This is a genomic window from [Chlorobium] sp. 445 (genome assembly GCA_002763895.1).
In the GTDB taxonomy this organism is placed as follows: Bacteria; Bacteroidota; Chlorobiia; order Chlorobiales; family Thermochlorobacteraceae; genus Thermochlorobacter.
This window is the reverse complement of sequence record NSLH01000002.1, coordinates 106,955-132,346: the sequence shown is the minus strand read 5'-3', so window position 1 is coordinate 132,346 and position 25,392 is coordinate 106,955. Positions and strand designations below refer to the sequence as shown.

Sequence of the window (25,392 nt, the reverse complement as noted above, 5' to 3'; positions counted from 1 at the left end):
TGATATCGAATTTTAGCGTTTGTCTTTTCAAATTGAAACCTCTGTCCTTAGATGCATTTTGACGACTTTTCCTTTTCTGCTCTTTCTTTCTGGGACGCCTTTGCCGCTGTGAATTTTGCGGCATGGATTGGCTTCTGGATTCGTGCCGTGTTGATGCGCCAGCAGATGCCCAGCCTTGCTGATGCGCCCCTACCCTTGTCGCCCCATTTACCTCGTGTAAGCGTTATTGTCCCCGCGCGAAATGAAGATGCAAAACTTCACGATGCCCTTTCCACGCTGCTTGCACAGACGTACCCAAACTTGGAAATCATTGCTATCAACGACCGCTCTACTGACCGCACCGGTGAAATTCTTGATGCGCTTGCGCAAAAGTATCCACAGCTCCGTGTCATCCATGTTGAGAAATTGCCAGATGGTTGGCTCGGGAAGAATTATGCCAATCAACTTGGCTTTGAGCACGCAACAGGTGAGTATTTACTTTTCACCGATGCTGATATTTTCTTCCATCCTGAGACACTTGCGCGCACGGTTGGATACGCCATGCAGACAGGCGTAAAACATCTTGTCGCTTATCCAAAGATGCTGACCAGCAGCGCCATGGAAGAAGCCTTTATTGCGCTCTTTGGGTTTCTTTTCACATGGAAATTTAGTCCAAGCGGTGCACGCGATGCTAAGAATCGCAAAGCCTACATTGGTGTCGGTGCCTTTAACTTTATTGAGCGTCAGCTTTATGAAAAAATTGGTACACATGAGCGCTTGCGCGCCAATGTCGATGACGATGTCAAGTTAGGCTATTGGGTCAAACAATTTGGTGAGGCAACACATGTTGTTAGAGGGAGCGATTGGCTTTCTGTGCGCTGGCGCGAAGGGCTTTGGGACAGCGTGCGAGGCATTGAACGCAGCGCATTTCCGGGCATTAACTTCTCATGGCTTTGGGTCGGCATTGGTATTGTCGGCACACTTTTCGGACTTATTGCGCCTTACTGGCTCTTCTTTTTGGAGAGCTCATTTACGAAGTGCTGTGCACTTGGCGGGATCGCCATGATTTTTCTGATTTATTTTACACTGCGCCCAAATGTCCTCGGCACTTTACGCGTTACCATCCTGCATCCTCTTGCATCGCTCTTGTTTCTTTATGCACTCATCAGTTCAGCTGTCAAAATCACGCTACGTGGCGGGGTTGAGTGGCGCGGCACATTTTATCCTATCGCCTTGCTTAAAGCTAAGTCGCGCTTTAGCGCCAGTGCATAGCAAGGTGGAGTGATCGTCAAGAAATGGAACGTAGGTACTTGAGCCCTTCAGGCGTAATCCCAGAGATGGTTACAGTAACTTCACGTTCGTCGCGCTTGATTTCTCCCACAAGAAAACCTGCTCTCACTAAACTCACTGCCACGTCCTTAATTTTTTTCTTGTTTGTTTCAATTATAGGTCTGAACCCTTTGAGATTATTGAAATTATCCGTAAGAAAAAATTCCCCTTTGCGACCATCCGCATAGTATTGCAAGAAAACTTTTTCAATGTATTCCTTAGAGACCGTGTGGTGGCTCATAATACTCAGATGGTTTGCAGTTTCAGTTTTTCGCGTGAGAATTGTTACAAGTTATATTTTATTTACATCTTTTCATCTTACGAAAATTTATGAATCTTTGAATTTTCTCGAAAGTTTCCACGTAGCCAGCTGTGCAAGAGTCAATGCCCGAGAACATCCTAAATAAAATTTTAGACACGAAAACGATAGAAGTTGCACAACTCAAAGCGCGCAATATCAAGCAGCAGTATAACGATCTTGCCGCACAACTGCCGCCCACTCGCCGTTTTTTCTCGGTGCTCCGCCGCCCATCCGAGGCACCCTTGCGACTTATTGCTGAACTAAAAAAAGCCTCTCCTTCACGCGGTGTTATGGTCGAAGATTTTGACCCGTTTCATCTGGCAGAGACATACCGCGCTCTTGGTGCAAGTGCATTCTCGGTTCTAACAGATGAGCAGTTCTTTCAAGGCAAAGCCGACTACCTGAGCAATGTGAGAATGACATTTCCTCTGCCTGTGCTGCGCAAGGACTTCATTATCGATGAATCCCAAGTCTATGAATCGCGCCTGATAGGTGCAGACGCAATTTTGCTCATCGTGGCGGCTCTCTCTCGCCTGCGCTTGCAAGAATTGATGTTTCTTGCGCACTCGCTGATGCTTGAGACACTGGTTGAAGTGCATAACGAAGATGAACTGCAAATTGCACTTGAGAGTGGCGCAAAACTCATTGGCATCAATAATCGCAACCTTGTGGATTTTTCGGTCGACCTGCAAACCTCTCTTCGTCTCAAAGCGCTCATTCCCGCAGGCATCGTTACCGTCTCAGAGAGCGGCATAAAATCACAAGATGACCTGCACCTTATTGATGAAGCGGGCTTCGATGCAGTGCTCATCGGCGAGGGGTTGCTTGAAAAAGAGAAACTCAACTACAAGTGGCAGTAACATTTGCTGCATGCCTCTGACTGCATTTCTCCGCTTTTTTGCAGTGCACACCAAAATTTGCATAAAAGAAAAAGGCAGTCCTTTTAGACTGCCTTCTTTGTTTTGCTCACGACGCGTTACTTGCTTGCAGCTTGCGACACTACAGGCTTAAACGAGACAGCTGTGATTCGTCCTGTTTCATTGTATGTGATGGTGACTTTTGCCTGACCATTTTCAAAGTCGCACATCAAGACCACCGTTGTTGTACTGCGCGTCTCACGCACATCAACTTTTGATGTACGTTTGTAGTCGCCCAGCGCAGCGCGCAGCCCTATGCCAAAATCGGCGAGATTATCCACAGCTTTGAGGCTTGATGAGTTAGAAATCATTGCGGCAGCGTCCTCATACTTTCCAGAGAACACGTTGGCAATGAACATCTTGGAGCGCTCTTCGATATCATCAGCTGCAACAGCAGCAGCAGAAAAAGATAGCACAAGAACAAGCATAGAAAAGACAGTGCGAAGCGATTTCATAACGAGTTATGTTTGGTTTGGTTGAGTTACACTTCTTTCAAAGACAGGTGGCTTTACGCAAGCTAGAAAGAAAGAGTTACAGAAAGCTGTGTAAAGAATTCGTTAAGAAATCGTACAACACTTGAGTTCTCATGTCCATGTTTAGCACAACGCGCTTCTTTCTTGAAGCAGAGCACACTATACTGATGTTGAGGTACTCAGCTCTGAAGGCACCTCGTGATAAAGATTGTGCTTATACATCGTGCTATTGCGACAGATGCGCGTCAGATTTTTTACCGCAATTTCTAAGAGTGCAAAGGGAAAGGCAAGCAATACTTCATCGTCTTTGATATTCATACCAGTATTACCGCCTAAGTCGCCCAGCGTGAAAGTCGGTTTGCCTGTATGCATCACGTAGCTTGAGACCATCTCGCAGGTTGATGTACCGCCAATGCCGTGTACAATTTCACCGCTATCAAAACCGTAGGCGCGCAAGATATGCTGTCCTTGATACGGTTTGCAGATGATGAACACAAGGTCAGGACGAAGCGCCTCTAAATCCATTTTTTCAAGTGGCGAGATAATTTGCGCGACAAACTCTCCCTCTTTGAACGGCAAAGTCGATTCCATTGCGCGCTTTAAGCCTTCCAGTGTACCATAAACAAGGTTTTCACCAATCATAAATTTAGCGGCTTGCTCAATAGGCATTGTTGTACCGAAGCCAGCAGCAATCGTGCCACCGCCGCAAATATGGTCAGATTTGACCGTGTAGAATGGGTCTGCACCAGCAAATGCATCGCCCCACATTGCGCAGAGCATAGACTTTGCCACGCCTTGTGCACGCTCACCAAATTTTCTTATGCCTTTTGGAATTTCTTCCATAGACTTGATGAACTTGATGCCGATGGGCTTACGCTCCAAGTTCTCAATCGAGACGAGCATGTCAGAGAGTTCCTTAGGCGATTTCATTGTAACTCCTTTTTTGAAAATGTTGTGAAGTTGTTGAGAAAGAAATATAAGTATTCCGTTTGGGTGTCCTGAATTTCACTTCTTCCGTACCACTTTCACGGCTTTTCTATCAGAAGCGTATTGTGGTGCAGGAATTTTGTGTAACCACATTGCCCAAGTTGAAAATGATTCTTGCTTGACAAGCAACTCTTTGTTCTGGATTTTAATCTCCTCAAAATTTGGGAATGGGATTTTCTCTTTTGTTACCACAGCAATAAACTGCTGCAGCGCAACATCTTCTCCTCTCTCATTTTCAGCGATTAAGTCATATACATTCGTTGGTGGGAACTTGACTGGCACGTTCTTCGTGATAGCGTTTTCTTTCGAGATAGCATTCGGGAAAATGACAGAGAGCGAATCGTTATGAATGTGAAAAATAGTCAGGTAGCCATTGTGCGTAGAGAGCACGTTGAGATAAATGGGCTGCTCTTCAATGTAAGTGTCTCTATCTGTCTCTAACTTGACTTCAAACTCTCTATCGGGTTCACCTTGTTGCACATCAATGAGCGCTTCCAATTCAGCCGTGAGTTGATAGAGGCTTTTTGCACCAGCAATCGGCTTAGGGTCAGAGATAATTTTGTTGCGCTCTTCTAAGATAATGCCGCGCATTTTTGAAGAGGAGAGTTGGCTAAAGAAATCAATCACTTTACCTGCATTTTCTGCTTGGATAAGCACAGCGCTGTTTTCAATAACAACCCCAACTTTTCCTAATGCATCAACGCGTGCTTTGGCAACGGCTTCTGCACGCATCTTGCTAATATCTGTGCCTTCTGCAACCCCAATACCTTTGAGCCAACGTGCAGAGCTTACTTAGTCGCTTGTGCCTGCACAGCATGTGCAAGACTTAAGGCTGCACACAGCATGGCGATAACACCCAAAAGATGTTTTCTATTCACGCAATTAGTCGGTCTTAGAGAGTTTGAGTTAGGCAAGTATTCTTACTTGTTGTGTGTTAGTACTTTAACAAGAAAGCGACTGAACCTTCGCTCAGTCGCTTCTGTAGGTCCTTTTTCAACGGTGTCAAAAAACGCTTGATGAGTAGCGTAAAGTCTTTATCGTGGGAACTGACTTGCATTCACCAAGCGCTACAACTGATTTATGTGTAAGTTACTCTTTTTGCTCAAAACGCTGCACAGCGCTCGCTTGATTATACTTTTGCCAGTCGCAGTGCAACCTCCTTATTCTTTGTGCATTTTGCGTAAAAATCGTCCAAACCGTCTATTAGGATTCCTCACTTTGTTTTCTTTTCAGGGCTCTGGTGAGATAAATCAGGAAGCGAAATTCTACGGTCTCTTCACGCGTGAGACTGTGCCACTGCTCTCTTGCCCAACCGCGCGTGCGTCCGAGAGCTTCGCGCAGCAAGCCTTCTTCTAACTGCCATGTTTCGTTGAAGGTGCGCGCTTCCATCTGCGCGAGCACTTGAGCTGGGCTTGTTGAGATTGTCCAACGCGCTGCAATGATTTCAGGCTCATTTTTTCCACCGCGCTTCTCGAGCGCTTGAAACAGCGCCGGTCCAGCAGCTGCGGTCGGCTTTAAGTTTGGATCAAGGGCTGCGACATTTTCGCGCAGTTTATTTCGCAGACGTGCAAAGCAAGATTCAGGTGCAACCCAATCGCGCCCTTGAATGAAAACTCCGCCAAATTTCATCACGCGAATGGCTTCATCAATGGCTTTTTCCCATTCGGGCACAAGATGCAGAAGATTGCTTGTAAAGACAGCATCGAAGGTTTGGTCAGCAAAAGGCAACTTGGTTGCATCGCCCACAACAGTCTTGATGTTAAGTGAAAACTCTTTGATTTGTCGTTCAAGTTCCTCGAGCATTTTAGGCTCGCAATCGAGTGCAGTTACGCTGCAGCCTGCTACTGCAATTGGAATCGTGATGCGCCCAGCACCTGCCCCAATGTCAAGAATTGAGGAATGTTTGCCTACGACGTGAGCAATCACTTTTCCGATTTGCAGTGCAGCTTTCTCCGGAATCGCATTGATTTTGTTGTAGCTTGTGGCAATGTCTCTAAACGACATTGCAGTATAGTTTGCAGCAGGAGAAGTTGTCATCATTGTCGTGTCTCCTCCGTTTCAATGTTTTCGGATTGTACAAAGAGTTTAAGCCTTTCGTATTCTCTTGTGCTGAGAGCTTTGTCACAATTCTTGCACTAGCGCACAGTTGAACGTGCAGGCACTGTTGTGCAAAGTTACGCGGATGTTATCGATTTACTTCTCGCTGCAGTTTGCCGTTTTTATCATAGAAAAGATGTCGCACCAGCCTGCCTTTCTCAAAAAATTTTTCTTCTTTGAGCATCTCGCGGTTGCGCTCATCTGCTGCTAAGAGCGTTTCCTTCACACGGTTGCCGAACGCATCGTAATCTGTGCGAATAATCGATGTTGATTTACCTTTTTCATCCATCACATAGCGCAACACTGGACTGCCGTATTGATTGTAGCGCTCGTCTATCATAGGTCGACTGAGCGCATCGTAGCGCACTTCACGCACACGGTTACCAGCTGCATCATAGAATAGCTCAGTTATCGCCACACCAAAAGAATCTTCGCTCAACACGCCTTTGGCATTGAAAAAACGCTGCTCAATGAGACGCCCTTGCGCATCGTATTTGTAGCGGCGAATGTGTTTGAGTTGCTCATACTCATCGTAGTCTGCAGTTTCAATCACGCGTCGATTAGCATCGTATTTGAAGGTTTGTTTTTCAATCAGTTTGCCATCGCTGCCATACACGGCATGCTGTGTGCGGTTGCCGTCTTCGTAGACAAATTCATTGCGCCGCAACATTTTCATAGAGGCATCATAATACGTTTCAGATTTGAGATAGTCGTTGTCGTAAGTGAAGCGCTGCATGGCATAGTCGGCAGCATTGTTTTGCAGTGCATTTTTTGCGTCTCGATATGCGCGTTCAATCAGTCGTCCCTTTTCATCATATTTCAAGGTCATCTTTGAGCTGAGTGCGCCGCTCGCATCAAAAATCTGCTCTTCTATGAGCCTTGAATTTTTGTAGATGTACTTCGTCAGTGATGTGCGTCGCTGCTCGGTATCGAGCGTAATTTTTTCGATCAGTTGATGCTGTGCGTTGTATCGAAACTGCAGTTCAGGTGCCCCTAATGGATTGAAAGACGCTGAGACTTTGCCCCGCTCAAGATACGCCACGCCCAGCAAATCAATACCTGAACGGCTGTAAGTGAAGCGGTAACATTCATCTAAGTTTGACACGTCTTTTTCAGAGACAGGAAAGCGACCGACGAAAAGTTTTTGCTCGTCTCGCATCGCGCTGCGATAGTAGCGTACACTCTGTGCAAGTGCAAGATGCCCTAGCATCTCCAGCATCATTATGCTTATCAACACAAGTGCTTTCATCATCCTCTTGGGTGAAACGTTTTGTGCACTTCTTTCAAAAAGGCGCGATCAATATGCGTATAGATTTGTGTGGCTTTGATGCTGCTGTGTCCTAACATTTCTTGAACGGCTCTAAGGTCAGCCCCGCCCTCGAGCAAATGTGTTGCGAAACTGTGCCGCAAGGTATGCGGCGAAATTGGTTTTGTAATCCCTGCTGCAAGCGCATACTGACGCACAATGTTGTAGAGCGACATTCTCGTGAGTGCTTTGCCACGATGATTCAGAAACAGTGCATCTTCGGAAAATTTATTCATCAACTTTACACGACACTCTGCACGATATTTCTCAACCCATGCTATTGCCGAACGCCCCACTGGCACCAAACGCTCTTTTGAGCCTTTACCAAAAACGCGAATAAATCCCATTTCAAAAAAAAGATTTTGCTGTCTGAGCGCTACGGCTTCACTGACACGCAAGCCACAAGCATACATCAACTCCAGAATTGCCTTATCGCGCAAAGGATATTTTGACAGTGGTGTCTGCACCTGCTGCAGTGGCGCATCCAGCAAGCGAAATACTTCTTCTTGTGAGAGCACGTTTGGCAAATAGCGCGCTAACTTTGGCAAAGAAAGGCTGTCGGCAAGATTTTTCTCTAGCTCTTTTTCTGCCACTAAAAAACTGTGCAGGCTACGAATTGCAGAGATATTGCGCGAAATTGATGCTGACTCTAAGCCGAGCTCACCCAGCAGTTTGATAAAATCTTGCAGATCAGATAGTGAGACCGTGCGCAAGGATGCATGGCGCTCAGCCATAAAAGCAAGGTAGCGCTCAAGGTCGTTGCGGTATGCAGCTTTGGTGTTTTCCGCAAGATTTCTCTCAAGTACAAGATAGTTGAGAAAATCACGCAAATACTGGGAAAATGGTGGCGCAAGTTGAACACTCGACATTTGAATTAAGTCAATACGAACTCAAATTTACATCTAAACTTGCACTTGTTACACAAATGAAAAAATCGGTTTTTCGGCTTCTGAAAAAAGCTAATTTTCAAGTGTAAGAAAAGCTGCAGCACAGCAGCAAAAGAAATTCTTGGAGGAGAAAACTATGCTGAAGTTATTTTCAGAAACAGGCAGACAAGGTAAAGTCGCTAAAAGCGACAAAGATGAAGGCGTGGTAACGGTAACGGTAGATGGTCGCTCTGGGAAAGTGCTCTATGGGACATCGCTGTTGTTTGGCGCCTGGTCAGCTGGCACCATGCTGGTTTCAGCTTGCTATGGTCATGCACTCTGTGCAGGTTGCCTTGTTGCTATTGACACTGGCGCTGAACATCTTTCACCGATGAGTAAAACTGAGCGCGAGGCAATCAAAGCGCATGGCTTTGCAGAGTGTGATGAACACGGTCACCCGCTGCGACTTGCCTGCCAAGTGAAAGTATTCGGCGATGTCAAGGCGCATTCATATCCGCCTAAGACGCCTCTGAAAAATTAGCGTGATGCATTAGACGATGTTGAGAGCGGCAAGAGATAGTGGAAAATCTTTTCTGTAGCACCTAAGCGTGAGCTTACATGAGTGCGGCAAATTTCGCCTGCAGTGTGTGCAGCAGTCTCATCCGTAAAAAAGTTTGGAGTGCTTTGAAGAGTTCAGATTCAGTTTTGATGATTTTTCCACCACCAGCTTCTGCTAACTCTTGCGCCTCGCGCGATTTGCGAATTCGGCTGCCATAGACAAGCGGTATTGCATAGACCGCCGCCTCTAACACATTATGCACATTGACGCCAAAGCCGCCACCGATGTAAGCCACATCCGCTAGAGAATATAGTTCTGCTAAGTATCCAATTTGATCAATTACCAAAACTTTTTCACCTGAAAAATTTTCTGAAAGAGAGGAAATGCGCTCGCTTTCTAAGCCTACACTTGCAAGCTGAGTCAGCACACGCTGAATTTTTTCAGTGCTAACTTCATGCGGCACAAGAATTAAAGACAACTTCGGCAGGGTTTGATGCAACCGCTTAAAAGCAGGCAATAAAATCGCTAAATCGCTCTCCCATACACTGCCTGCCACGAGTACTTTTCTGTCTTCAAAATGCGAAGCCAGATGCGCCACCTTTGCTCTGGATTGACTGCGACGCAACACCTGATCGTAGCGCGTATCGCCAGCGACTTCTACGTTCTTTAAGCCAAAGCCTTGCTCGAAATTTTTTTTATCGGCTTCTGTTACCGTGAAAATTTTATCGAAGAGTAGGAAGATTTGCTTGTAAAAACTTTTGGCGATGGGTTTGAGATAGGCACTATCGTGGCGCAATGAGGCGTTTGCCAGCACAAGTTCGACACCATATTCGCGAGCTGTGAAAAGGTGATTGAACCAAAAGTCATAGCGCATGACAAGCAAAAGTGATGGACGAATCAGTTCCAGAAAGCGCGCGGCGTTGCGCTCTGTATCTTCGGGCAAGTAGCACACCAGGTCGGCGCCTGCATCATTTTTGCGCGCTTCATAACCCGACACTGAAAGAAAGGATACGAAGAGTCTTGCACCTAATTCATTGCGCAGCTTTTGAATAATCGGTCGTGCTTGCTCAAATTCACCTACGGAGGCAGCATGAATCCAGACACGCAAGGCACCGTCGTTTGGGATACGCTGCATGGCTTGCTCAATGCTCTCAAAAAGTTGCGCTCGACCTTGCAGCGTAGCCTTAATTTTTGGAGAAAAGCGTGAAGCAAGACGCACACCAAGCTGTAGCAGCGGCAAGAGCAGCGAATAAAGTACGCGCCAAAATTGAAGCATATTGAACATCCGCGTTAATATATGCCTGCTAGGACGGTTATTTTGCACTTGCGGTCATGCCTGCAGGTATCGACCAGCATACGCGAACAGCTATCAGCACATCACGAAAGGTCTGTTGCGCCAGCAAGCAGGACACGCTCATTACTTCTTCACCAATTCGCTTGCGCGTTCTGCGGCTCTGACAACTGCCTTAATCAAAGTTACACGCAAGCCGCCATCTTCAAGTTCTAAGAGTCCATCTATGGTGCACCCTGCAGGTGTGGTTACGCTATCTTTGAGCAAGGCAGGATGCTGTTTGGTTTCAAGTGCGAGCTTGGCAGCACCGAGCATGGTTTGTGAGACGAGCAGCGTTGAGACTTCACGAGGAATGCCGAGTTTGACGCCCGCTTCAGCGAGTGCTTCAATGACGACATACATGTAAGCTGGACCGCTTGCTGAAAGTGCCGTTACACCATCGAACAACGCTTCATCGAGTTCGACTACTTCACCTACTGCGCGAAAAATTTCTGCGGCTAAATCAAGATGAGATTTTTGTGCAAACTTGCCTTTGCACAGTGCGGTCATCGCTGCGTTGATCACGGCTGGGGTATTGGGCATTGCGCGTATGACGGGAATGGGTTTGCCCAATCGCTCTTCGATGTAGCTTGTTGTTACAGATGCAGCGACGCTAATGAGCACTTGTGAGGGCTGCAGTACATCGCGAATTTCTTCGCAGACCGTTTGCACATTTTGCGGTTTAACAGCAAGCACAATGATCTCAGAGCGCTGTGCTACGTCGCGATTGCTCATTGTAGCTCAATGCCGAGTTTTGTTTTCACACGCGCAACTGAATCTTCATGCTTGACGCTGCAGAATAGCGCTGACGGAACAATAAGTCCGCAATTCAGCAAACCCAGTGCGATTGCTTCACCCAGTTTGCCTGCACCAATAATACCTAAGGTTTTTCCTGCAAACATTTGATTGAGTTATAGCTTGAAATCAGTTTTAGTCTCTGCTATGAAAAGGCGATTTTTTGTCTCAATAGCGTGTTAGCTTTACCAATCCTTTTCAGGTTTAGCAGAGCCAGCAGATTTTTTCATCTGATATTTTTTCAGCAGCTCTTTCTCGTGTTCTTTCAAGGCATTGAGAATACGCTCGGCTTCTTCTTTGGAGAAATTTTGCGGCATCGGTTCGTTTCGATTCTCTCTCGGTTCTGGATTTTGTTCTGACTCCTTTTGCTTTTCTTTTTCATCTTTCTTCTCGTTTTTTTCTGACTCTTGATCTTGCCGGTTTTGATTGCGCTGGTTGTCAGAGTTTTTCTGGTCTTGTGGTTTTTCGTCTTGTTGATTTTTGTCTCGTCTATTTTGTTCGCGCTGTCTCTGGCGTTCTTCTTCTTGGCGCAGCATGGAGCGCACGAACTCATAATTTTCTTTTGCTTCTCTATCGCGCGGATTTAGTTCAAGCGCTTGCTTATAGGCATTTAGCGCTTGCTGATAGAACTTCATTTGCTCTTCGACGGGCAGGTCTTTTGCGCGCCGAACGAGTGCATTGCCGATATTGTAGTGTGCATCGGCACGCAGCTCTGGCTTAAGTCTTTGTTTTGCGCCAGCGATTCAAATTGTTTAATAGCGTTCTCATACTCTTTTTTCTTGTAGTCGACACTGGCACTGTTAAAGAGAGCTTCTTTTTTCTCTTCAAGTTTTTCTTTTTCCGTAAGTACTTTGTCGTAGTAACGCTTAGCTTCGTCGTATTCGCCACGATTAAAGGCGCGATTGCCGCGCTCAATATCCAAAAACTGCCCCAATGCTGCACTATGAGACAACATCACAACGGCTGTGAGCACAATAAATTTTTGACCTTGCACAGCTTAGACCTCCTTTTGCCTTACCTTGCGCCAATCTCCTATGAGTGATTCTAACACCAGCAGTGAGAAGGCAATGAGTAAAAAAATTTGAAATCTATCGTCGTAGTCTACAAACTCTTTTGAGGCAAACTCTTCTTTTTGGAGTGCATTGAGCTCAGAAATTAAAGGCTCTAAGCCTGTGGTTTGTGCATCAATGCGATAAAAATTACCGCCTGTTTTTTCTGCTAGGCGTTGGAGGTGATCGGGGACGAAGCTCGTGGTTACCACACCGTCTTTGCTGCGTTTGAAGTCAATGCGCTCGCCTTGTGCATTAAAAACAGGAATCGGTGTTGGATTATCAGAGCCAATGCCAATTGAGTAGATACGAATACGCTCGGTTTGCGCGCGTTCAATAGCATCTTCAAGATTGCCTTCATGATCTTCACCATCACTGAACATGAGCACGACCTTACTGCGCGATTGATTGCGTTCGCTGGCTGCAGCGCCTGTTTCAATGCCATGAAATGCACGAGCAGCTTCTAGAATTGCATCACGAAAGTTTGTGCCTTGCAGATCAATAGCGTTTGTGGAGACAACATCTAAAAAAAGTTTGAGTGTGCTTTTGTCCGTCGTCATTGGGCATTGCAAAAACGCTTCACCTGCGAAAATGACAAGACCAATACGATCTTGACCGAGTTTATCCAGCAAACGGCTAATTTCATATTTTGCTTTTTGCAAGCGATTGGGCTTGATGTCTTCAGCTAGCATACTGTACGACACATCGAGCGCAATTACAATATCAATCCCTTTCTTTTTGACCTCTTTGAGGCGTGTGCCCATTTGCGGCGCTGCAAACGCCACCAACAATGCGGCTACAGCAACCCAAGTAAAAATGGCGCGCCAAACCAGTTTTGCTGTACTGCGTGAGGCAGCAAGCCGGTTAAGCATTGCTAGATTGCCCAGCTTTTTCAAGGCATTTAGGCGTGCCCAAAGCCCAAAAGCAATTAGCAAGACCAAAGGCACGAGCGCCCAAAGCCAAATGAGATGTTCAGGATGAGCAAAGCGCATACTTGTAGTGAAAATGAAATTACAAATATACATTAGCGTGCGCGTTTCATTGCAACGGTGCTTGTGAGCACGGCTACATGTCTTACGACAGAAGATTTGTAGTGCGCGATTTTAGCCTATAGCATTGCACGGTTTTATATCAACACGTGATGCATGGGCGACCTTGTGCGCGCGTTTTTTTATTTTGCAATGGCGATGCAGCTTTGTGCGGCTCGGTGGATTCAATGTGCTTGACCGTTCGCTGTGCTAAGCTGCAGCAGTTCCTCTCCCAAAATGTTCAATCCTTTTTTGAGTTGGCTTGTGCGGATGACCAGCGGACAGAGAATGCGAATTACATTGCTGTAGATTCCGGCAGAAATGATGAACACGCCTCGTTGCACACATGCTTTGACCAGTTTTGCTGTCAGTGCTGCATCAGGCTGATTAGGATCTTGATTTTTGACCAATTCAATGGCAACCATAGCGCCTAAGCCTCTGACCTCACCAATTGCAGGGCACTGCTTTTGCAGTTTTTTGAAAAAGTTAAACATGATTTTGCCAATTCGCTCACCCTTCGCATTGATGTTAATTTTCTGCATGTACTCAATTGTTGCCAATGCGGCTACACAGGCTACAGGATTGCCCGCATAAGTGCCACCGAGTGTGCCCGGCACCGCTTTATCCATAATTTCGGCTTTGCCCATCACACATGCAATTGGGATTCCAGAGCCTAGCGATTTTGCCCACGTCGACAGATCTGGAACGATATCGTAATGCTCATAAGCCGCCCACTTGCCTGTACGTCCAAATCCTGATTGGACTTCATCGACAATCAAGACAATACCGTGCTCATCACAGATTTCTCGGAGTGCTTTCATATAGCGATAAGGCGTAACATAAAACCCGCCTTCGCCTTGCACTGGCTCAATGATTATTGCAGCTACTTCTTTTGCGGCAACGACAGAACTAAAATACTTTTTGAGTTTAGCGATTTCTTGGTCGACAAACTCATCCAACGACTGGTTTTTGGCGGCATTATGGTAGTAGTCTGGGAAAGGCAGGCGATAGACTTCTGGGGCAAAGGGACCGCAATGCTGTTTGTAAGAGACTTTTGAAGTGAGTGTCATGCCCATCAAGGTGCGACCGTGAAAGCCGCCTGTAAAGCAAATGACCGCGCTGCGTCCTGTAGCTTGTCGAGCTATCTTAATCGCATTTTCTACGGCTTCTGCACCCGAATTAATCAACATGACTTTGGTTTCTGAACCGTGCGGGAAAATTTCAATCAGTTTTTCAGCAAGCCTCACATAGGGCTCATGCGTGAGCAAGTTGAAGAAGGTATGCATCAGCTTTTGTGCTTGCCGTGAAATGGCTTTCACGACTGCCGGTGGGCAGTGCCCCGCATTGAGCACACCAATGCCGCCTGAAAAATCAATGTATTCTTTCCCATCATGCGAATAAAAAAAGTGCGCCTTTTGCAAATGCGGCATCAATTGCATCGCTCATTTGCATGGCTTTGGGCACCACTTTGTTTCTTCTCTGAAGCAGTTCTTGCGAGGAGATGGTCGATGAGGTCGCCCGAGTATAAGTCTTTGGCGCATGTTTTATGCCGTGCTTTGCCATAGTTTCTAATGTTTTGCAAATAGTTGAAAGCTAATTAGTTAGGTGGTTTCATACCAGCCGAGTTTGCCCGAGTCGAGGTTGATACTGACCTGTTTAGTTTCTAAGTAAGCGTCCAGACCATATTTGCCCAGCTCGCGCCCGATGCCTGATTTTTTGAACCCTCCCCAAGGCAGTTCGTTGAAGGTCGATGGTAGCAATTTACCCAAACAATCCCAGCTCGAATTTGTTTCATCACACGGTGAGCACGCGCAATGTTTTCCGTGAAAATTCCTGCCGCCAGTCCATACTCAGTTTGATTTGCCAGCGCCACCGCTTCTTCTTCGCTATCAAAAGGGGTAAAAGACATCACTGGACCGAACACTTCCTCACGAAAGAGGGTATGATTTGGCTGCACATCGGCAAAAATTGTCGGTTCAATAAATAGCCCCTTTTGGTATTGCGCTCCCTCTGGATGTTTGCCACCGCAAACGAGCTTATCGCCTTCTTCAATCGCTTTTTTGATGTAGTGCATCACCTTGTCATACTGTTCTTTGGACACCACTGGTCCCATTTTGACGTGCTTGTCTGTGCCGTGTCCAAGTTTGATGCTCTGCGCAATTTTTTTGACTTTTTCAATTACCTCGTTGTAAATCGGTCGCTCTACCAGAATTCGCGACCCAGCGGAGCAGACTTCACCTTGATTGGCAAAGCCTGCAAAGGCAATCCACTCGATGGCTTTGTTCAAATCGGCGTCAGCAAAAACAATGGCAGGATTCTTACCACCAAGTTCCAGCGTTACCTTCTTGATGCCTTTTGCGGCAGCAGCCATAATTTTCATGCCAGTGTCTGTGCCGCCTGTGAAAGCAATTTTGTCAATTTCGGGGTGATTGACCAAGGCGGCACCAGCGGTTTCTCCGACCCCTGTGATGACATTGAGCACGCCTGCTGGTATCCCCACTTCTTGGGCTAACTTTGCCAGTTCAAGTGCAGAAAGTGGTGTCAGTTCAGAGGGCTTTAAGACCACAGTGCACCCTGCCGCTAAAGCTGGCGCCACTTTCCATGTCGCCATCAGCAGCGGGTAGTTCCATGGAATAATTTGAGCGCAAACCCCAACAGGTTCTCGCAAAACCATGCTCTGCATATTTGCGGGCACAGCGACGGTTTCGCCCATAATTTTTGTAGCAAGACCAGCGTAGTACTCGAAGCAATTGGCAGAGTCTGCCACATCAATTTCTGATTCAACAAGTGGTTTGCCGCAGTTGCGCGTATCGAGTTCTGCAAAGAAACTGGCATGTTCACGTAGCTTATTAGCCAACATATTCAGCAGTTTAGCGCGATTGATGGCATTGTCGCTGCCCCCCAGTTGGTATGGTCAAAAGCCTGACGAGCAGCTTTGACGGCTTTGTCGACATCGGCTGCTGTTGCTTCTGGCACGGTAGCAATGACTTCACTTGTTGCAGGATCAATAATTTTGCGCGTTCCTGCATCGGCAGCATTGACCCACTCTCCGTTGATATACATTTGATAGTGTTTCATGTCGAGTAGTGAATGATATTCGCTTTTTCTTTTTTCCAGACGATATAACTTTCGTGCAAATCGCTGAGCTTTTCAATTTCATCAGGTTTAATCGTGACATCAACCCACTCATGTCCTAAAGTCTCACAGCGAATTCGCCACAGGCTTCCGAGAAAGGTTTTTTCTGCGATTTTCACCTTAATCCCTTCTGGCGTGCGCAAGTTGAAGAAGATGTACTCGGGACGAATAAATAACATGGCTTTGCCACGAACCTCTGTTTGAGCTGGGATCTCAAAGCCTTTGCCTTTGAAGACCCCATCATGTACTTCCCCAATTAAGGTGTTGTTCTCACCAATAAAATCAGCCACGAATTTGGTTTTGGGATGGTCATAGAGTGTTTGCGGGTCAGAGAGTTGCTCGATGACTCCTTTGTTCATTACAGCAATGCGGTCCGACATCGTGAGCGCCTCTTCTTGATCGTGTGTTACAAAGAGAAATGTCATGCCTAAGTCGCGGTGCAGCTGTTTGAGTTCGTTTTGCATCTGTTTGCGGAGCTTCAAGTCAAGGGCACCAAGTGGCTCATCGAGCAGTAACGCTTTGGGCTTGTTGACTATTGCGCGCGCTAGGGCAACACGCTGCTGCTGCCCGCCTGAAAGTTCTCGAGGCTTACGCTGGGCAAAATCAGCCATTTGGACGCGCTCCAGTATTTGCATCACCTGATTTTTTAGCTCTTGACCCTTGATACCTTTTTGCTCAAGCCCGTAAGCTACGTTTTCAAAGACATTGAGATGCGGAAACAGTGCGTAGTTTTGAAAGACTGTATTGACATTGCGCCGATAAGGCGGCAAGCGCGTGATATCTTCTCCATCTAGTAAAATGGTGCCAGCGCTGGGTAGTTCAAAGCCTGCAATCATGCGTAGCAGTGTCGTTTTGCCGCAGCCACTCGGACCTAAGAGCGTGATGAACTCTCCGTCAAGAATTTCTAAGTTTAAGTTAGGGATTACCACATGTTTCCCAAACGATTTGGTGATATTGACCAGTTTCAGGCTCATACTATCGTTGAGGCTTGTCGTTCTCCGAGTTTGACCGAAAGGATCAATGTCAGCAAAGAAATGCCAAATATCACAGTTGCAATTGCGTTTACTTCAGGCGTAATGCCGCGGCGCATCATGGTGTAAATCTCTATAGGCAAGGTATTTTCCCGAGCTATCAAGAAAAAGGTCACTGGAATCTCATCGATCGAGAGTGTAAAGGCTAACAGTGCTGCCCCAATCAAAGACGTTCTAATGTTAGGGAACACCACTTTCCAGAAGGCTTGCCAGCGGTTTGAGCCCAAATCAGCAGCGGCTTCTTCCAAAAACGGATCCAGCCGTTTTAGCCGTGCCAACACCTGCGTCAGCACGATACTGATTAAGAAGGTAGTATGGCCTATGACCACTGCAGTAAGCGAGAGTTTGACACCAATCAGCGGGAAAAATGATAGCATTGCCACGCCTGTCAAAATTCCAGGTAAGGTAATTGGCAGTAGTATCACTCTCTCAAACAGGCGTTTGAGGGGAAAATCATATTTGTGCATGGCTAGTGCGCCCATCGTGCCTATCACTAAGGCTGAGGCAGTCGCTGTTATCGCTATTATGATGCTGACTTGCAGGCTTTGCAACAGTGATTCATTTGAAAAGGCTTGTTCATACCATTTGAGTGAAAAGCCTCATATCGGGAATGCATTGACGCTGTCGATGTTAAACGAATAGATGACGACGGTTAAAAGTGGAAAGTAAATAAATCCTATCACAGCAAAAGCTGATGAGGCAATTGCAAGGCTTATTACATCAAATCGTAGTGTCATTTCATTGAGATTGAAGCGATGAGAATTTCTTTTCAGCCCACGATGATATTTCTAGGATCACGGCGACGACTATAATCATGACAATACCAATTGCAGAGCCTAATGGTTTATCGTTGGATGTACCAAACATATTTTGGAAAATGTTTGCAATGAACAGTGTCTCTGAGCCTCCCAGCAAAGCTGGCGCCAGAAAATCACCCAGCGAGAGCACAAATGCAAAGGTTGCCCCTGCAATAATGCCCGGCAGACTTAGCGGTAAGACCACTCTAAAAAACGTGGTTGTGCGGTATGCGCCTAAGTCCTTTGAGGCTTCGACCAGATACTTTGGAATTTGCTCAAAGGCAGTGTAGACAGGCATCAGAATAAAGGGTGTGTAGATGTGCACCATTCCGATTAAGACGGCCAAATCACTATACAACAAAGCGCTAATTGGCTCACTTACAATGCCAGTGAACATCAAAAATGAGTTCAGCAAGCCTTCCTTGCCTAAAATGACTTTCCAAGCATACGCGCGCACAATGTAACTGACCCAGAGCGGCAAGATAATCATTGTGTATAGCAAGGTCTTGTATTTTTCAACCTTGAACGCAATGTAATACGCCAGTGGGATGCTGAGCAGCAATCCCACAACCGTAACGCTTGCTGCTAAACCGAAAGTCTTAAGCAGTGTCAGGTAGTAAAGTTCTTTGGTAAAAAAGCGCTTGTAAGATTCTATGCTAAAGCCTGGTTGCAAAACCCCAAAGTCATTGGTCGTGTAAAAACTTTGCACCAATATCCTGACGTAGGGCAATATCAAAAACAGTGTTAGCCACACTGCCAGTGGCAGAAACAGTAAAAAAGTTTGGATTCAGTTGTCTTTGCATGACGCAAAATGAATGACAAAGGGCCGCAGGAAAAGTATGCTGCTGCCCCACGCCTTAAATTTATTGCATGCCGCCTTTGACTTCGTTCCAGACCTCGTTGTAGCGCTTGCGGTTTTTGACATACTGCCAGAAGTTGATGCGCTCAAAATAGTAGTCCGTGTTGTTCATCTGCGTTAGCTCAAGTTTCTCAGGCGAAAGGTATCTTGCGGCACTGGGGTTAGCTACTGAATAATTTGTTACTTCCGCCACCTTTGCCATGTTCTCAGCCTGAGTGATGTAGTCAATCCACAGATGCGCCAGTTCCACATTTGGCGATGTCTTCGTAATCATCAGACGATCAATCCAACCTGTTGCCCCTTCTTTGGGCACAATGCCTTTTACATTCATGCCTTCTTTCGAGAGCGTTGCAGGGGTCAGGGGCCAGCCGACTGCAGCTACGACTTCTTTAATTTTTCATCAGATTATCTAACTCACCCGCTGTTACCCAAAACTTGCGCACTTGCGGCTTGAGCTCCAAGAGTTTGGCTTTGACAGCTGCAAGTTGTTCCTCGCTCATGTTATAGAGTGCACTTTTATCTGGCTTGTCAAAACCAAGCCAGATCCCAGCCAGATAGAGACTGGAAATATCGTCCCACAGAGCAATTTTGCCTTTGTATTTGCGGTCAGAGAAAATCATCCAGGAGTCAGGATCCTTGACTTCATCTGCGTTATAGACAAGATAGTCTGGTCCCCAAGTAAACGGCACACCGTAGCTCTTGCCATCTTTCACCACATCCTACATTGCTCTCAATCTCGGAGCCAATGAGTCGTAGTGCGTAATTTTCTTCAGGTCAATCGTCTGCACCAAATCTTGCTCAATGAGCGCTTGCGCCATATCCGCTGAGGGCGAGACGATATCGTAGACTTCGCCGCCGCCAGCAGTCAGTTTGGAAATCAACTCATCAGAAGAGCCAAAATACGTGCCTTTCACTTTACAGCCATATTTTTCTTCAAAGGGCTTGGTAAACAGCACATCTGCATAGCCTTCCCAGCAAAGAATGTTGAGGGTCTTGCCAGCAAAATCAGTGGGCGCACTTGCAGCAGGTTTGCTGTCTTTACTGTCTTTTTCAGCTTTTCCACCACCACAACTGCTTAGTAAAGCGATGATGCCGAGCACAATGATAAAGGTGTTGAGTCGCTTCATTGTTTTTTGTTTTGTTGATACGTCAGTGTAAAGATACTTATGACATCAATGAAGATGCAGAAGCGCCCTTATTTTCCAACAACTGAGTTATGCTTCTTTCAGCAGGTATGAACCCCTTGCATGCGCCGCACGTGGTTTGCACCTCTGGTTCAGTTGCGCTTACTTTCAAGGCAATTACTCTTTTGCAGTCTCTCTGCAGCACGCCGTAACAGTGCACTACAAACACGATGCCACACCAGCACTCACCTCACAAACTTACAGCACTTCTCCGCCATGCACTGATACTACCCAAGTTTCTCGAGCAGTTCTTCTATCACAGCGCGGATTTCCATCAGTGTCTGCCGTCGTTGGTCGCTGTGCTTGTGTGTAACTTTGAGTGTCGCCTGTCGCTGACGAAGCAATTCGTCTGTTTCTTTGAGCGCTGTGTTTGTCGTGCCTTGTCCTTGCATTATCTCACGTGCTTTTTCAATTGTGTAACCATCGTCATAAATCAACTTTTTGATAGTTAGCACGGTCGCAATATCCTTGTTGGTATAGACACGATTACCTTTGGCATTACGCGAGGGCGAGAGTTGTGGAAATTCATTCTCCCAATGGCGCAGCAAATATGCTGGCAGTGAGGTAATCTTACTGACTTCACCAATAGAATAATAAAGTTTTTTTGCCTCAAAGGGTTTCATAACGCATGCAGAGTGTGACAGTCAAAACGCTACGAAAACAAGCGCGTTACTACACTTGTTTCTGCAATTTATATTCTGCTCCTCACACTTCATACTCGCTCTGCACAAGTATCGCTAACAAGCACTTGCAATGTCCTGCATTCAGACTTGCCCCTACAAATACTCTACTGTTCCAGCGTAGAAAAAAGTCCCAAGCCAACATTTATTGGGCAAGTTGGCGCACGCTACCAGATGGCAAACATCGCTATCTCCATCATTTTTTATCGTCGAAGCCTCTGATGGTGCAGCAGCTTTCTCCTTTGAAGTCAGTCTTGCAACATCGGGCAATGTGCCACATGACATGGTACTATCTTTCCAACAGTTGCGGCTGTGGCAAGCGTTCAATGTCTGGTTTAGCAAAGTAGAAGCCTTGCATATAGCGAATACCTGACAGCGCAAGAAACTCATGCTCGGCTTGACTTTCTACGCCTTCAGCGATAATCTCAATCCCCACTTCATTGCAGACCGTCATAATTCCATGCAGAATTGCTTGCTTGATTCTATCTTGGTCGATGTGTCGTACCAATTCAAGGTCGAGTTTGATAAAGTCGGGCTGAAACTCTGCCAGTAAGTTCAAGCCTGAATAGCCTGCGCCAAAATCGTCAATTGCGGTCTTGAAGCCTTGGCGCTTGTATTCTTTGATGATACTTGCTAGATGCGCTTTATCGTCAATTCTTTCACCCTCAGTAACTTCAAAGATGATGCGCTCAATCGGGAAGTTATAGAGCTTTGCTGCCTCGAGCGTAGCACGAATACAGGTTTCTGCACGATAGACAGCATTTGCTAAAAAGTTGATGCTCAGGTGTGTTGTCATCTCAAGGCGCGCTGCCAGCTCAATCGCTTTCACACGGATGGCTTGGTCAAAGCGATACCGGTTGTTTTCATTTACTTGCGATAAAATGCTAGCTGCGCTTTCGCCATTTACACCACGTACCAGCGCTTCATACGCGAACACGGAATTTGCTTTTACATCGAGAATTGGCTGAAACGCCATTGTAAATGTAAAGGATAAACCTGCACCATTAAGGCAATCCTGACAAGACAGTATTGCATAGTTTGTTTGTTCTTTCATTGCTTGCTTATTACTTTTCGCTAATGTTGTTTTTAAGCACTTCAGTTGCCTTCCTAACGCTTAAACCTCCTTTCCTATTTTCGTTAATTTAAAACTTTTCTAGCAAAGTCTCTGTGTAACAAGCAACTTTTTGGAGTTTTTTTCACGCTGAAAGCCAATCTGTCATTTTACTTCTATATCCAAACGGATGTTATCCAATCTGCTTGTAGGATTTTGCATGCCGTTAGTCAAATCTTGAACCTTACGATAAACATATTCTTTAAGTTCGCGCATCATTAGTTTTCTATCTTTATTTAAGTCGGCTTGCATGGTTTGAATACCTTGAAGTACAGCATATGTAAAGACGCCATTTTTCCATTGAGCGCTTTCAAAAGCGAATTCTTGCGCTCCAGAGGCACTTACAACTATTGCTCCAGTTCCTCTGCGTACTTCAGGGAAGAGTAATTCAAAAAGTCGTCGCACGTTATTTTGTGTAAAGGAACTAGATGCATCTTGAGCTTTTTTGAAACCACGCGCTCTCACGCCTTGCTTAGTTGTATTTTTTTGTAAACTTTTTTTCTTTTTCTGAAAGCCCTTCAACATTTAAATTTTCACCGCTATTACATGCATCAATTAACAAGACTTTTCTGCGAGCAGGTATTCCATCCAATAAATCTTCGAACAATGAATATGGAATACCACGAACTGCCGAATTCATGAAATCCATATCATGTGTTGCAATATAATAGTTTAGCGTTGAGTCTAGAACACCATGGCTTGCAACACTTATTAAAACAACATCATGAACAGAGGTCGCAAGTAGTTTTTGTTTTAGTTTAGATATATTTTCTGTCGTTACTTGTTCATTCGTCAGCACAATTTTCTCGGATTCATAGCCCGATAGGTTAAATTGTTTTGAAAGATCTTCAGCATCTTTTGCTGCATAAGTTAAATTAAAAGTAGAGTCCTTGAATGTAGAGACACCAATATGAATACCAATCAATTTTGCATTCTTTGGCTTAGTACCTGATCGAACCACAAACTCGAGTCGTCTTGATTCATTTCCATTTCGATCAATACCACTGATTTCAATCTTGTTATTGCCAAATAATAGTGGCACTGATATATTCATTTTATTATCGGTATTTGGCTGAAATTTTAAGCCTTTTTTGCCAAATACTGGCACGCCGTCAGCAAATGCGTGAATCAGAACTGGCGGATTTGAGCCCTCGGCTGGAGCAACCGTTATTTCAGCGACGTCGCCATTCGGTTGAGTTTTTACATTTAGCTCACGTACGACAATCTCGTCCACCTGAGTTATGTTATAGGTTGATGAAACTGCAAGCATTTTTTGACGCACCGAAACGATTTTCTCCAGTAGAGACAAGAAGGTCGCTTGACTAAAAGGTAGTGCTTTGTATATGATGTCAGGGCGATTCAGTGAAGCATCATATTGTTCTAATCCATAAGTTTTAAATCCATCAATAATATAGTAATTTCGTAACATTTCGGTACTGCCGCAATAGTATCCATCTTCACGAACAATAACAAATTGATCAGCATATCTGTTCACTATAAAATCATATAGAAACCTGTTTTCCAAGTCATAAAACTTCAAATTTCCATCTCTTCCAAACCATAATACAAGCGGTCCACGAAATTGGATTCCGTTATTTGTAGTTCCTAATGCTCGAGAATCACTTCTAACAGTATACTTCGAAGAAGTGGAATTTCGAATGTAAATTTCTGAACTTTCAGTTGATGATACGAGATATTCTTTTGCATTCCAGCTGTATTTCAATTGATCGTTCATAAGTCTGAGATCTTTCACAAGAAAGCTAACCTGACTGTTTTTGGAAATATATGGCCATAGCTTACTGGCGTAGAGTTTTCCCGGTTCTGGTTTAATGATAGAATCTTGTTTTGTCTGGATATCTGCAATTACATAAGCGTCGGGCGGCTCGTAAATTCCAATTTTTGGATCACTTTTTCCATAAGGGAAGGCATAAGCAATCCTTTTTCTGTCATCAGAAATAGAAACCTTAGTTAATTTTCTTTCTTTTGGTACAGTATAAAGTATTTGCTGTTGCGATGTTTCTGGATTAAGTAAGTAGATATTCGTTTCATCATAGTAGTATAATAATGAATCCAATGTAATTAGCTCTCCTGACAATTTCTTAGCTATTTTTAGCGAACTTACATCTATGATATAAATTGTATTAGGTATTTTCAGTATTTTGTCTCCCAGAAAAGAGACAGTAAAGTAGGGAGCATTAGACATCGTTAAATCAAAGTAGTATTTTGGAAAATTAGGGATATTATAGTAGGGAACTTTAAAAGCTTCCATACGTGGATCTTTCGGCAAAAGCAGTCGCCCTTCTATCTTTCCTGTTTTATTATTGATTTTTACAATTTCGCAAGTATGCGGTTTACCACCATCAACTTGAGAAACTTTTATACGATACTGTAGCACAGCAAGAGAAAATTGTTCATTAATAGCTCTTATATGTGTAATCTCGCAGAATATTGGCTCATCTTTTTTATTAAACTTCAAAAGATAATCCTCTGGACGCAAAAGAGCTTTCAACTCTAAGCTCTTTAAATCAAAAATTCCGATATTTCCCGATCCAGATTTATGTACAATAGCAATTCCATATTCACTAGAAATATCTGCTTGAGGTTCGCCAAATATATACCGAGTATCATAGACTTTTGTACCCGGACGTTCATAATAAAGATTATAATGATTAAGATTAAATTGTTCTAATTCCTCTATCGAGCTTATAAGGTCTTCGCGCACCGTCAAATAGTATTCTTGTCCCGTTTCCCAATTCCATGCTACTCGCCCTATCCCTACATCTACAACTGCAATTGATTGCGCCGGAGTAAATAGAATTTCGTCAGCGTCAGTGTTCGTCGCAAAGTTAAATGGAACATCAATTGTGGTCTTTTTTTCATAATTAAAAAGCTTTACGCCCGCATTAAGATTCCTTACTACAGCAATAGGTCTCGAAGGAACAAAATGGCTTACATAATACTCATCTTGCAATAATTCTTTAGTTAATTTTACACTGTCAGAATGAGGATGCTTTAAAGGCTCAGGAATTTTTCTTTTGTATTCTTCTATAATTATTTTAACATTGCTCGGCAAGGAAGCAACTTCAAACGTTTTCATATTAATTGCCTTATCACGTACTCCCCCACCTCGCTCTTGAAGATATAATAAATCATTTTTGTAATCAGGAATAAAGCCTGCAACTTCATACATGTTGCCTAAGTCCTCAGTCGAGCGCGATAGCAAGAACCTTCCACTTTCAACATCCCAAATGTAAATCCGTGAATAATTATCTTGTAGAGTCAATTTAGTAAGGCTAACCAGGAGCTTCCCGTCCGCTGTAAAGAAACTTTTTTCAAAATAAGTCCCTTTTTGTATTGGCGAGTAACCAATCCGCAGCTTTCCTTGCGCATACAGCGACAGAGGGGAAATAATTAGCACAGTAAGTAGTAACAGCTTTTTCATATTTCTCTCTTTTTTGACATTTAGATTTTTTTACCTTCTGCTGTCATAAGTTAGTGTCGGAGTATAACAACATCTTCTTATTTCTCACAATGGATAGCATCCTCAAAATTTTAGGTATTGGAGTGCTTGTAATTGTT

The 25,392-nt window shown here is 44.8% G+C and carries 23 protein-coding genes and 4 pseudogenes; 3 read left to right on the top strand and 24 right to left on the bottom strand.

What is annotated here, in order from left to right; genetic code table 11:
• The first annotated feature begins 51 nt into the window (after positions 1-51).
• Entirely contained in the window at positions 52-1,251 is a 1,200-nt protein-coding gene (locus tag CMR00_01780) for a glycosyl transferase (protein ID PIO49091.1), read from the top strand.
• Between the two features lie 16 nt (positions 1,252-1,267).
• Here the strand turns inward: CMR00_01780 and CMR00_01775 are convergent, their stop codons facing one another.
• On the bottom strand, positions 1,268-1,549 hold the full coding sequence (locus CMR00_01775) for a hypothetical protein (protein PIO49090.1): 282 nt from the start codon (positions 1,547-1,549) through the stop codon (positions 1,268-1,270).
• Positions 1,550-1,692: 143 nt separating this feature from the next.
• On the opposite strand from CMR00_01775, the gene CMR00_01770 reads away from it, so the two are divergent.
• Positions 1,693-2,469, top strand: coding sequence for an indole-3-glycerol phosphate synthase (locus tag CMR00_01770; protein ID PIO49089.1), 777 nt, complete (start codon positions 1,693-1,695; stop codon positions 2,467-2,469).
• Between the two features lie 116 nt (positions 2,470-2,585).
• On the opposite strand, the gene CMR00_01765 is transcribed toward CMR00_01770, so the two are convergent.
• From CMR00_01765 to CMR00_01740, 6 genes are all read right to left on the bottom strand, one after another.
• On the bottom strand, positions 2,586-2,981 hold the full coding sequence (locus CMR00_01765; protein PIO49088.1) for a hypothetical protein: 396 nt from the start codon (positions 2,979-2,981) through the stop codon (positions 2,586-2,588).
• Between the two features lie 177 nt (positions 2,982-3,158).
• Entirely contained in the window at positions 3,159-3,929 is a 771-nt protein-coding gene (locus CMR00_01760; protein ID PIO49087.1) for a hypothetical protein, read from the bottom strand.
• 75 nt (positions 3,930-4,004) lie between these two features.
• Positions 4,005-4,718 (bottom strand): hypothetical protein, encoded by a 714-nt coding sequence (locus CMR00_01755; protein ID PIO49086.1) that lies wholly within the window; start codon positions 4,716-4,718, stop codon positions 4,005-4,007.
• Between the two features lie 471 nt (positions 4,719-5,189).
• The gene (locus CMR00_01750) at positions 5,190-6,026 is read right to left on the bottom strand and encodes a methyltransferase type 11 (GenBank protein PIO49085.1); all 837 of its coding nucleotides are present in this window, start codon (positions 6,024-6,026) and stop codon (positions 5,190-5,192) included.
• Between the two features lie 145 nt (positions 6,027-6,171).
• Complete coding sequence (locus CMR00_01745; protein PIO49084.1) at positions 6,172-7,332, bottom strand: hypothetical protein; 1,161 nt, start codon at positions 7,330-7,332, stop codon at positions 6,172-6,174.
• Positions 7,332-8,258 (bottom strand): site-specific tyrosine recombinase XerD, encoded by a 927-nt coding sequence (locus CMR00_01740; GenBank protein ID PIO49083.1) that lies wholly within the window; start codon positions 8,256-8,258, stop codon positions 7,332-7,334. The genes CMR00_01745 and CMR00_01740 overlap by 1 nt, the downstream gene beginning before the upstream one ends.
• A 154-nt stretch (positions 8,259-8,412) precedes the next feature.
• On the opposite strand from CMR00_01740, the gene CMR00_01735 reads away from it, so the two are divergent.
• Positions 8,413-8,796 carry a hypothetical protein gene (locus CMR00_01735; GenBank protein PIO49082.1) on the top strand — a complete coding sequence of 128 codons (384 nt, stop codon included), beginning with the start codon at positions 8,413-8,415 and terminating at the stop codon, positions 8,794-8,796.
• Between the two features lie 73 nt (positions 8,797-8,869).
• Here CMR00_01735 and CMR00_01730 read toward each other — a convergent pair whose 3' ends face one another.
• The 17 genes and pseudogenes from CMR00_01730 to CMR00_01650 form a co-directional block, all read right to left on the bottom strand.
• Positions 8,870-10,099 (bottom strand): 3-deoxy-D-manno-octulosonic acid transferase, encoded by a 1,230-nt coding sequence (locus CMR00_01730; GenBank protein ID PIO49081.1) that lies wholly within the window; start codon positions 10,097-10,099, stop codon positions 8,870-8,872.
• A gap of 132 nt (positions 10,100-10,231) precedes the next feature.
• Positions 10,232-11,046, bottom strand: a pseudogene (proC, locus tag CMR00_01725) (pyrroline-5-carboxylate reductase).
• A gap of 78 nt (positions 11,047-11,124) precedes the next feature.
• On the bottom strand, positions 11,125-11,574 hold the full coding sequence (locus CMR00_01720; GenBank protein PIO49080.1) for a hypothetical protein: 450 nt from the start codon (positions 11,572-11,574) through the stop codon (positions 11,125-11,127).
• Positions 11,571-11,933 carry a hypothetical protein gene (locus CMR00_01715; GenBank protein ID PIO49079.1) on the bottom strand — a complete coding sequence of 121 codons (363 nt, stop codon included), beginning with the start codon at positions 11,931-11,933 and terminating at the stop codon, positions 11,571-11,573. The genes CMR00_01720 and CMR00_01715 overlap by 4 nt, the downstream gene beginning before the upstream one ends.
• A gap of 3 nt (positions 11,934-11,936) precedes the next feature.
• Positions 11,937-13,013: a hypothetical protein gene (locus CMR00_01710; GenBank protein PIO49078.1), complete on the bottom strand. Its 1,077-nt coding sequence runs from the start codon at positions 13,011-13,013 to the stop codon at positions 11,937-11,939.
• Positions 13,014-13,201: 188 nt separating this feature from the next.
• A pseudogene (locus tag CMR00_01705) lies at positions 13,202-14,519 on the bottom strand (4-aminobutyrate--2-oxoglutarate transaminase).
• A 98-nt stretch (positions 14,520-14,617) separates the two neighbouring features.
• Positions 14,618-16,094, bottom strand: a pseudogene (locus CMR00_01700) (aldehyde dehydrogenase).
• A complete protein-coding gene (locus CMR00_01695; GenBank protein ID PIO49077.1) occupies positions 16,091-17,125 on the bottom strand; it encodes a spermidine/putrescine ABC transporter ATP-binding protein in 1,035 nt (344 codons plus the stop codon). The pseudogene CMR00_01700 and the gene CMR00_01695 overlap by 4 nt, the downstream one beginning before the upstream one ends.
• Positions 17,122-17,919: pseudogene (locus CMR00_01690) on the bottom strand (ABC transporter permease). The gene CMR00_01695 and the pseudogene CMR00_01690 overlap by 4 nt, the downstream one beginning before the upstream one ends.
• 1 nt (position 17,920) lies before the next feature.
• Positions 17,921-18,766: a spermidine/putrescine ABC transporter gene (locus CMR00_01685; GenBank protein ID PIO49076.1), complete on the bottom strand. Its 846-nt coding sequence runs from the start codon at positions 18,764-18,766 to the stop codon at positions 17,921-17,923.
• Positions 18,767-18,842: 76 nt separating this feature from the next.
• Positions 18,843-19,232, bottom strand: coding sequence for a hypothetical protein (locus tag CMR00_01680; protein PIO49075.1), 390 nt, complete (start codon positions 19,230-19,232; stop codon positions 18,843-18,845).
• Entirely contained in the window at positions 19,228-19,554 is a 327-nt protein-coding gene (locus CMR00_01675; GenBank protein ID PIO49074.1) for a hypothetical protein, read from the bottom strand. Before CMR00_01675 ends, CMR00_01680 begins: the two co-directional genes overlap by 5 nt.
• Before the next feature lie 3 nt (positions 19,555-19,557).
• Positions 19,558-19,965: a hypothetical protein gene (locus tag CMR00_01670; protein ID PIO49073.1), complete on the bottom strand. Its 408-nt coding sequence runs from the start codon at positions 19,963-19,965 to the stop codon at positions 19,558-19,560.
• A gap of 284 nt (positions 19,966-20,249) precedes the next feature.
• Positions 20,250-20,645 (bottom strand): MerR family transcriptional regulator, encoded by a 396-nt coding sequence (locus tag CMR00_01665; protein PIO49072.1) that lies wholly within the window; start codon positions 20,643-20,645, stop codon positions 20,250-20,252.
• A gap of 346 nt (positions 20,646-20,991) precedes the next feature.
• Positions 20,992-21,756: a diguanylate phosphodiesterase gene (locus tag CMR00_01660; protein PIO49071.1), complete on the bottom strand. Its 765-nt coding sequence runs from the start codon at positions 21,754-21,756 to the stop codon at positions 20,992-20,994.
• A gap of 162 nt (positions 21,757-21,918) precedes the next feature.
• Entirely contained in the window at positions 21,919-22,338 is a 420-nt protein-coding gene (locus CMR00_01655) for a hypothetical protein (protein ID PIO49070.1), read from the bottom strand.
• Positions 22,286-25,255, bottom strand: a complete 2,970-nt coding sequence (locus tag CMR00_01650; GenBank protein ID PIO49069.1) for a hypothetical protein — start codon at positions 25,253-25,255, stop codon at positions 22,286-22,288. The genes CMR00_01655 and CMR00_01650 overlap by 53 nt, the downstream gene beginning before the upstream one ends.
• Positions 25,256-25,392: the final 137 nt, after the last annotated feature.

Excerpts from the sequence above, each read along its gene's own strand:
- CMR00_01780 (PIO49091.1), top strand. The coding sequence starts at position 52 with ATGCATTTTGACGACTTTTCCTTTTCTGCTCTTTCTTTCTGGGACGCC.
- CMR00_01775 (PIO49090.1), bottom strand. The coding sequence starts at position 1,549 with ATGAGCCACCACACGGTCTCTAAGGAATACATTGAAAAAGTTTTCTTG.
- CMR00_01770 (PIO49089.1), top strand. The coding sequence starts at position 1,693 with ATGCCCGAGAACATCCTAAATAAAATTTTAGACACGAAAACGATAGAA.
- CMR00_01765 (PIO49088.1), bottom strand. The coding sequence starts at position 2,981 with ATGAAATCGCTTCGCACTGTCTTTTCTATGCTTGTTCTTGTGCTATCT.
- CMR00_01760 (PIO49087.1), bottom strand. The coding sequence starts at position 3,929 with ATGAAATCGCCTAAGGAACTCTCTGACATGCTCGTCTCGATTGAGAAC.
- CMR00_01755 (PIO49086.1), bottom strand. The coding sequence starts at position 4,718 with ATGCGTGCAGAAGCCGTTGCCAAAGCACGCGTTGATGCATTAGGAAAA.
- CMR00_01750 (PIO49085.1), bottom strand. The coding sequence starts at position 6,026 with ATGATGACAACTTCTCCTGCTGCAAACTATACTGCAATGTCGTTTAGA.
- CMR00_01745 (PIO49084.1), bottom strand. The coding sequence starts at position 7,332 with ATGAAAGCACTTGTGTTGATAAGCATAATGATGCTGGAGATGCTAGGG.
- CMR00_01740 (PIO49083.1), bottom strand. The coding sequence starts at position 8,258 with ATGTCGAGTGTTCAACTTGCGCCACCATTTTCCCAGTATTTGCGTGAT.
- CMR00_01735 (PIO49082.1), top strand. The coding sequence starts at position 8,413 with ATGCTGAAGTTATTTTCAGAAACAGGCAGACAAGGTAAAGTCGCTAAA.
- CMR00_01730 (PIO49081.1), bottom strand. The coding sequence starts at position 10,099 with ATGTTCAATATGCTTCAATTTTGGCGCGTACTTTATTCGCTGCTCTTG.
- CMR00_01720 (PIO49080.1), bottom strand. The coding sequence starts at position 11,574 with ATGAAGTTCTATCAGCAAGCGCTAAATGCCTATAAGCAAGCGCTTGAA.
- CMR00_01710 (PIO49078.1), bottom strand. The coding sequence starts at position 13,013 with ATGTATATTTGTAATTTCATTTTCACTACAAGTATGCGCTTTGCTCAT.
- CMR00_01695 (PIO49077.1), bottom strand. The coding sequence starts at position 17,125 with ATGAGCCTGAAACTGGTCAATATCACCAAATCGTTTGGGAAACATGTG.
- CMR00_01670 (PIO49073.1), bottom strand. The coding sequence starts at position 19,965 with ATGAAGCGACTCAACACCTTTATCATTGTGCTCGGCATCATCGCTTTA.
- CMR00_01665 (PIO49072.1), bottom strand. The coding sequence starts at position 20,645 with ATGAAACCCTTTGAGGCAAAAAAACTTTATTATTCTATTGGTGAAGTC.
- CMR00_01660 (PIO49071.1), bottom strand. The coding sequence starts at position 21,756 with ATGAAAGAACAAACAAACTATGCAATACTGTCTTGTCAGGATTGCCTT.
- CMR00_01655 (PIO49070.1), bottom strand. The coding sequence starts at position 22,338 with ATGTTGAAGGGCTTTCAGAAAAAGAAAAAAAGTTTACAAAAAAATACA.
- CMR00_01650 (PIO49069.1), bottom strand. The coding sequence starts at position 25,255 with ATGAAAAAGCTGTTACTACTTACTGTGCTAATTATTTCCCCTCTGTCG.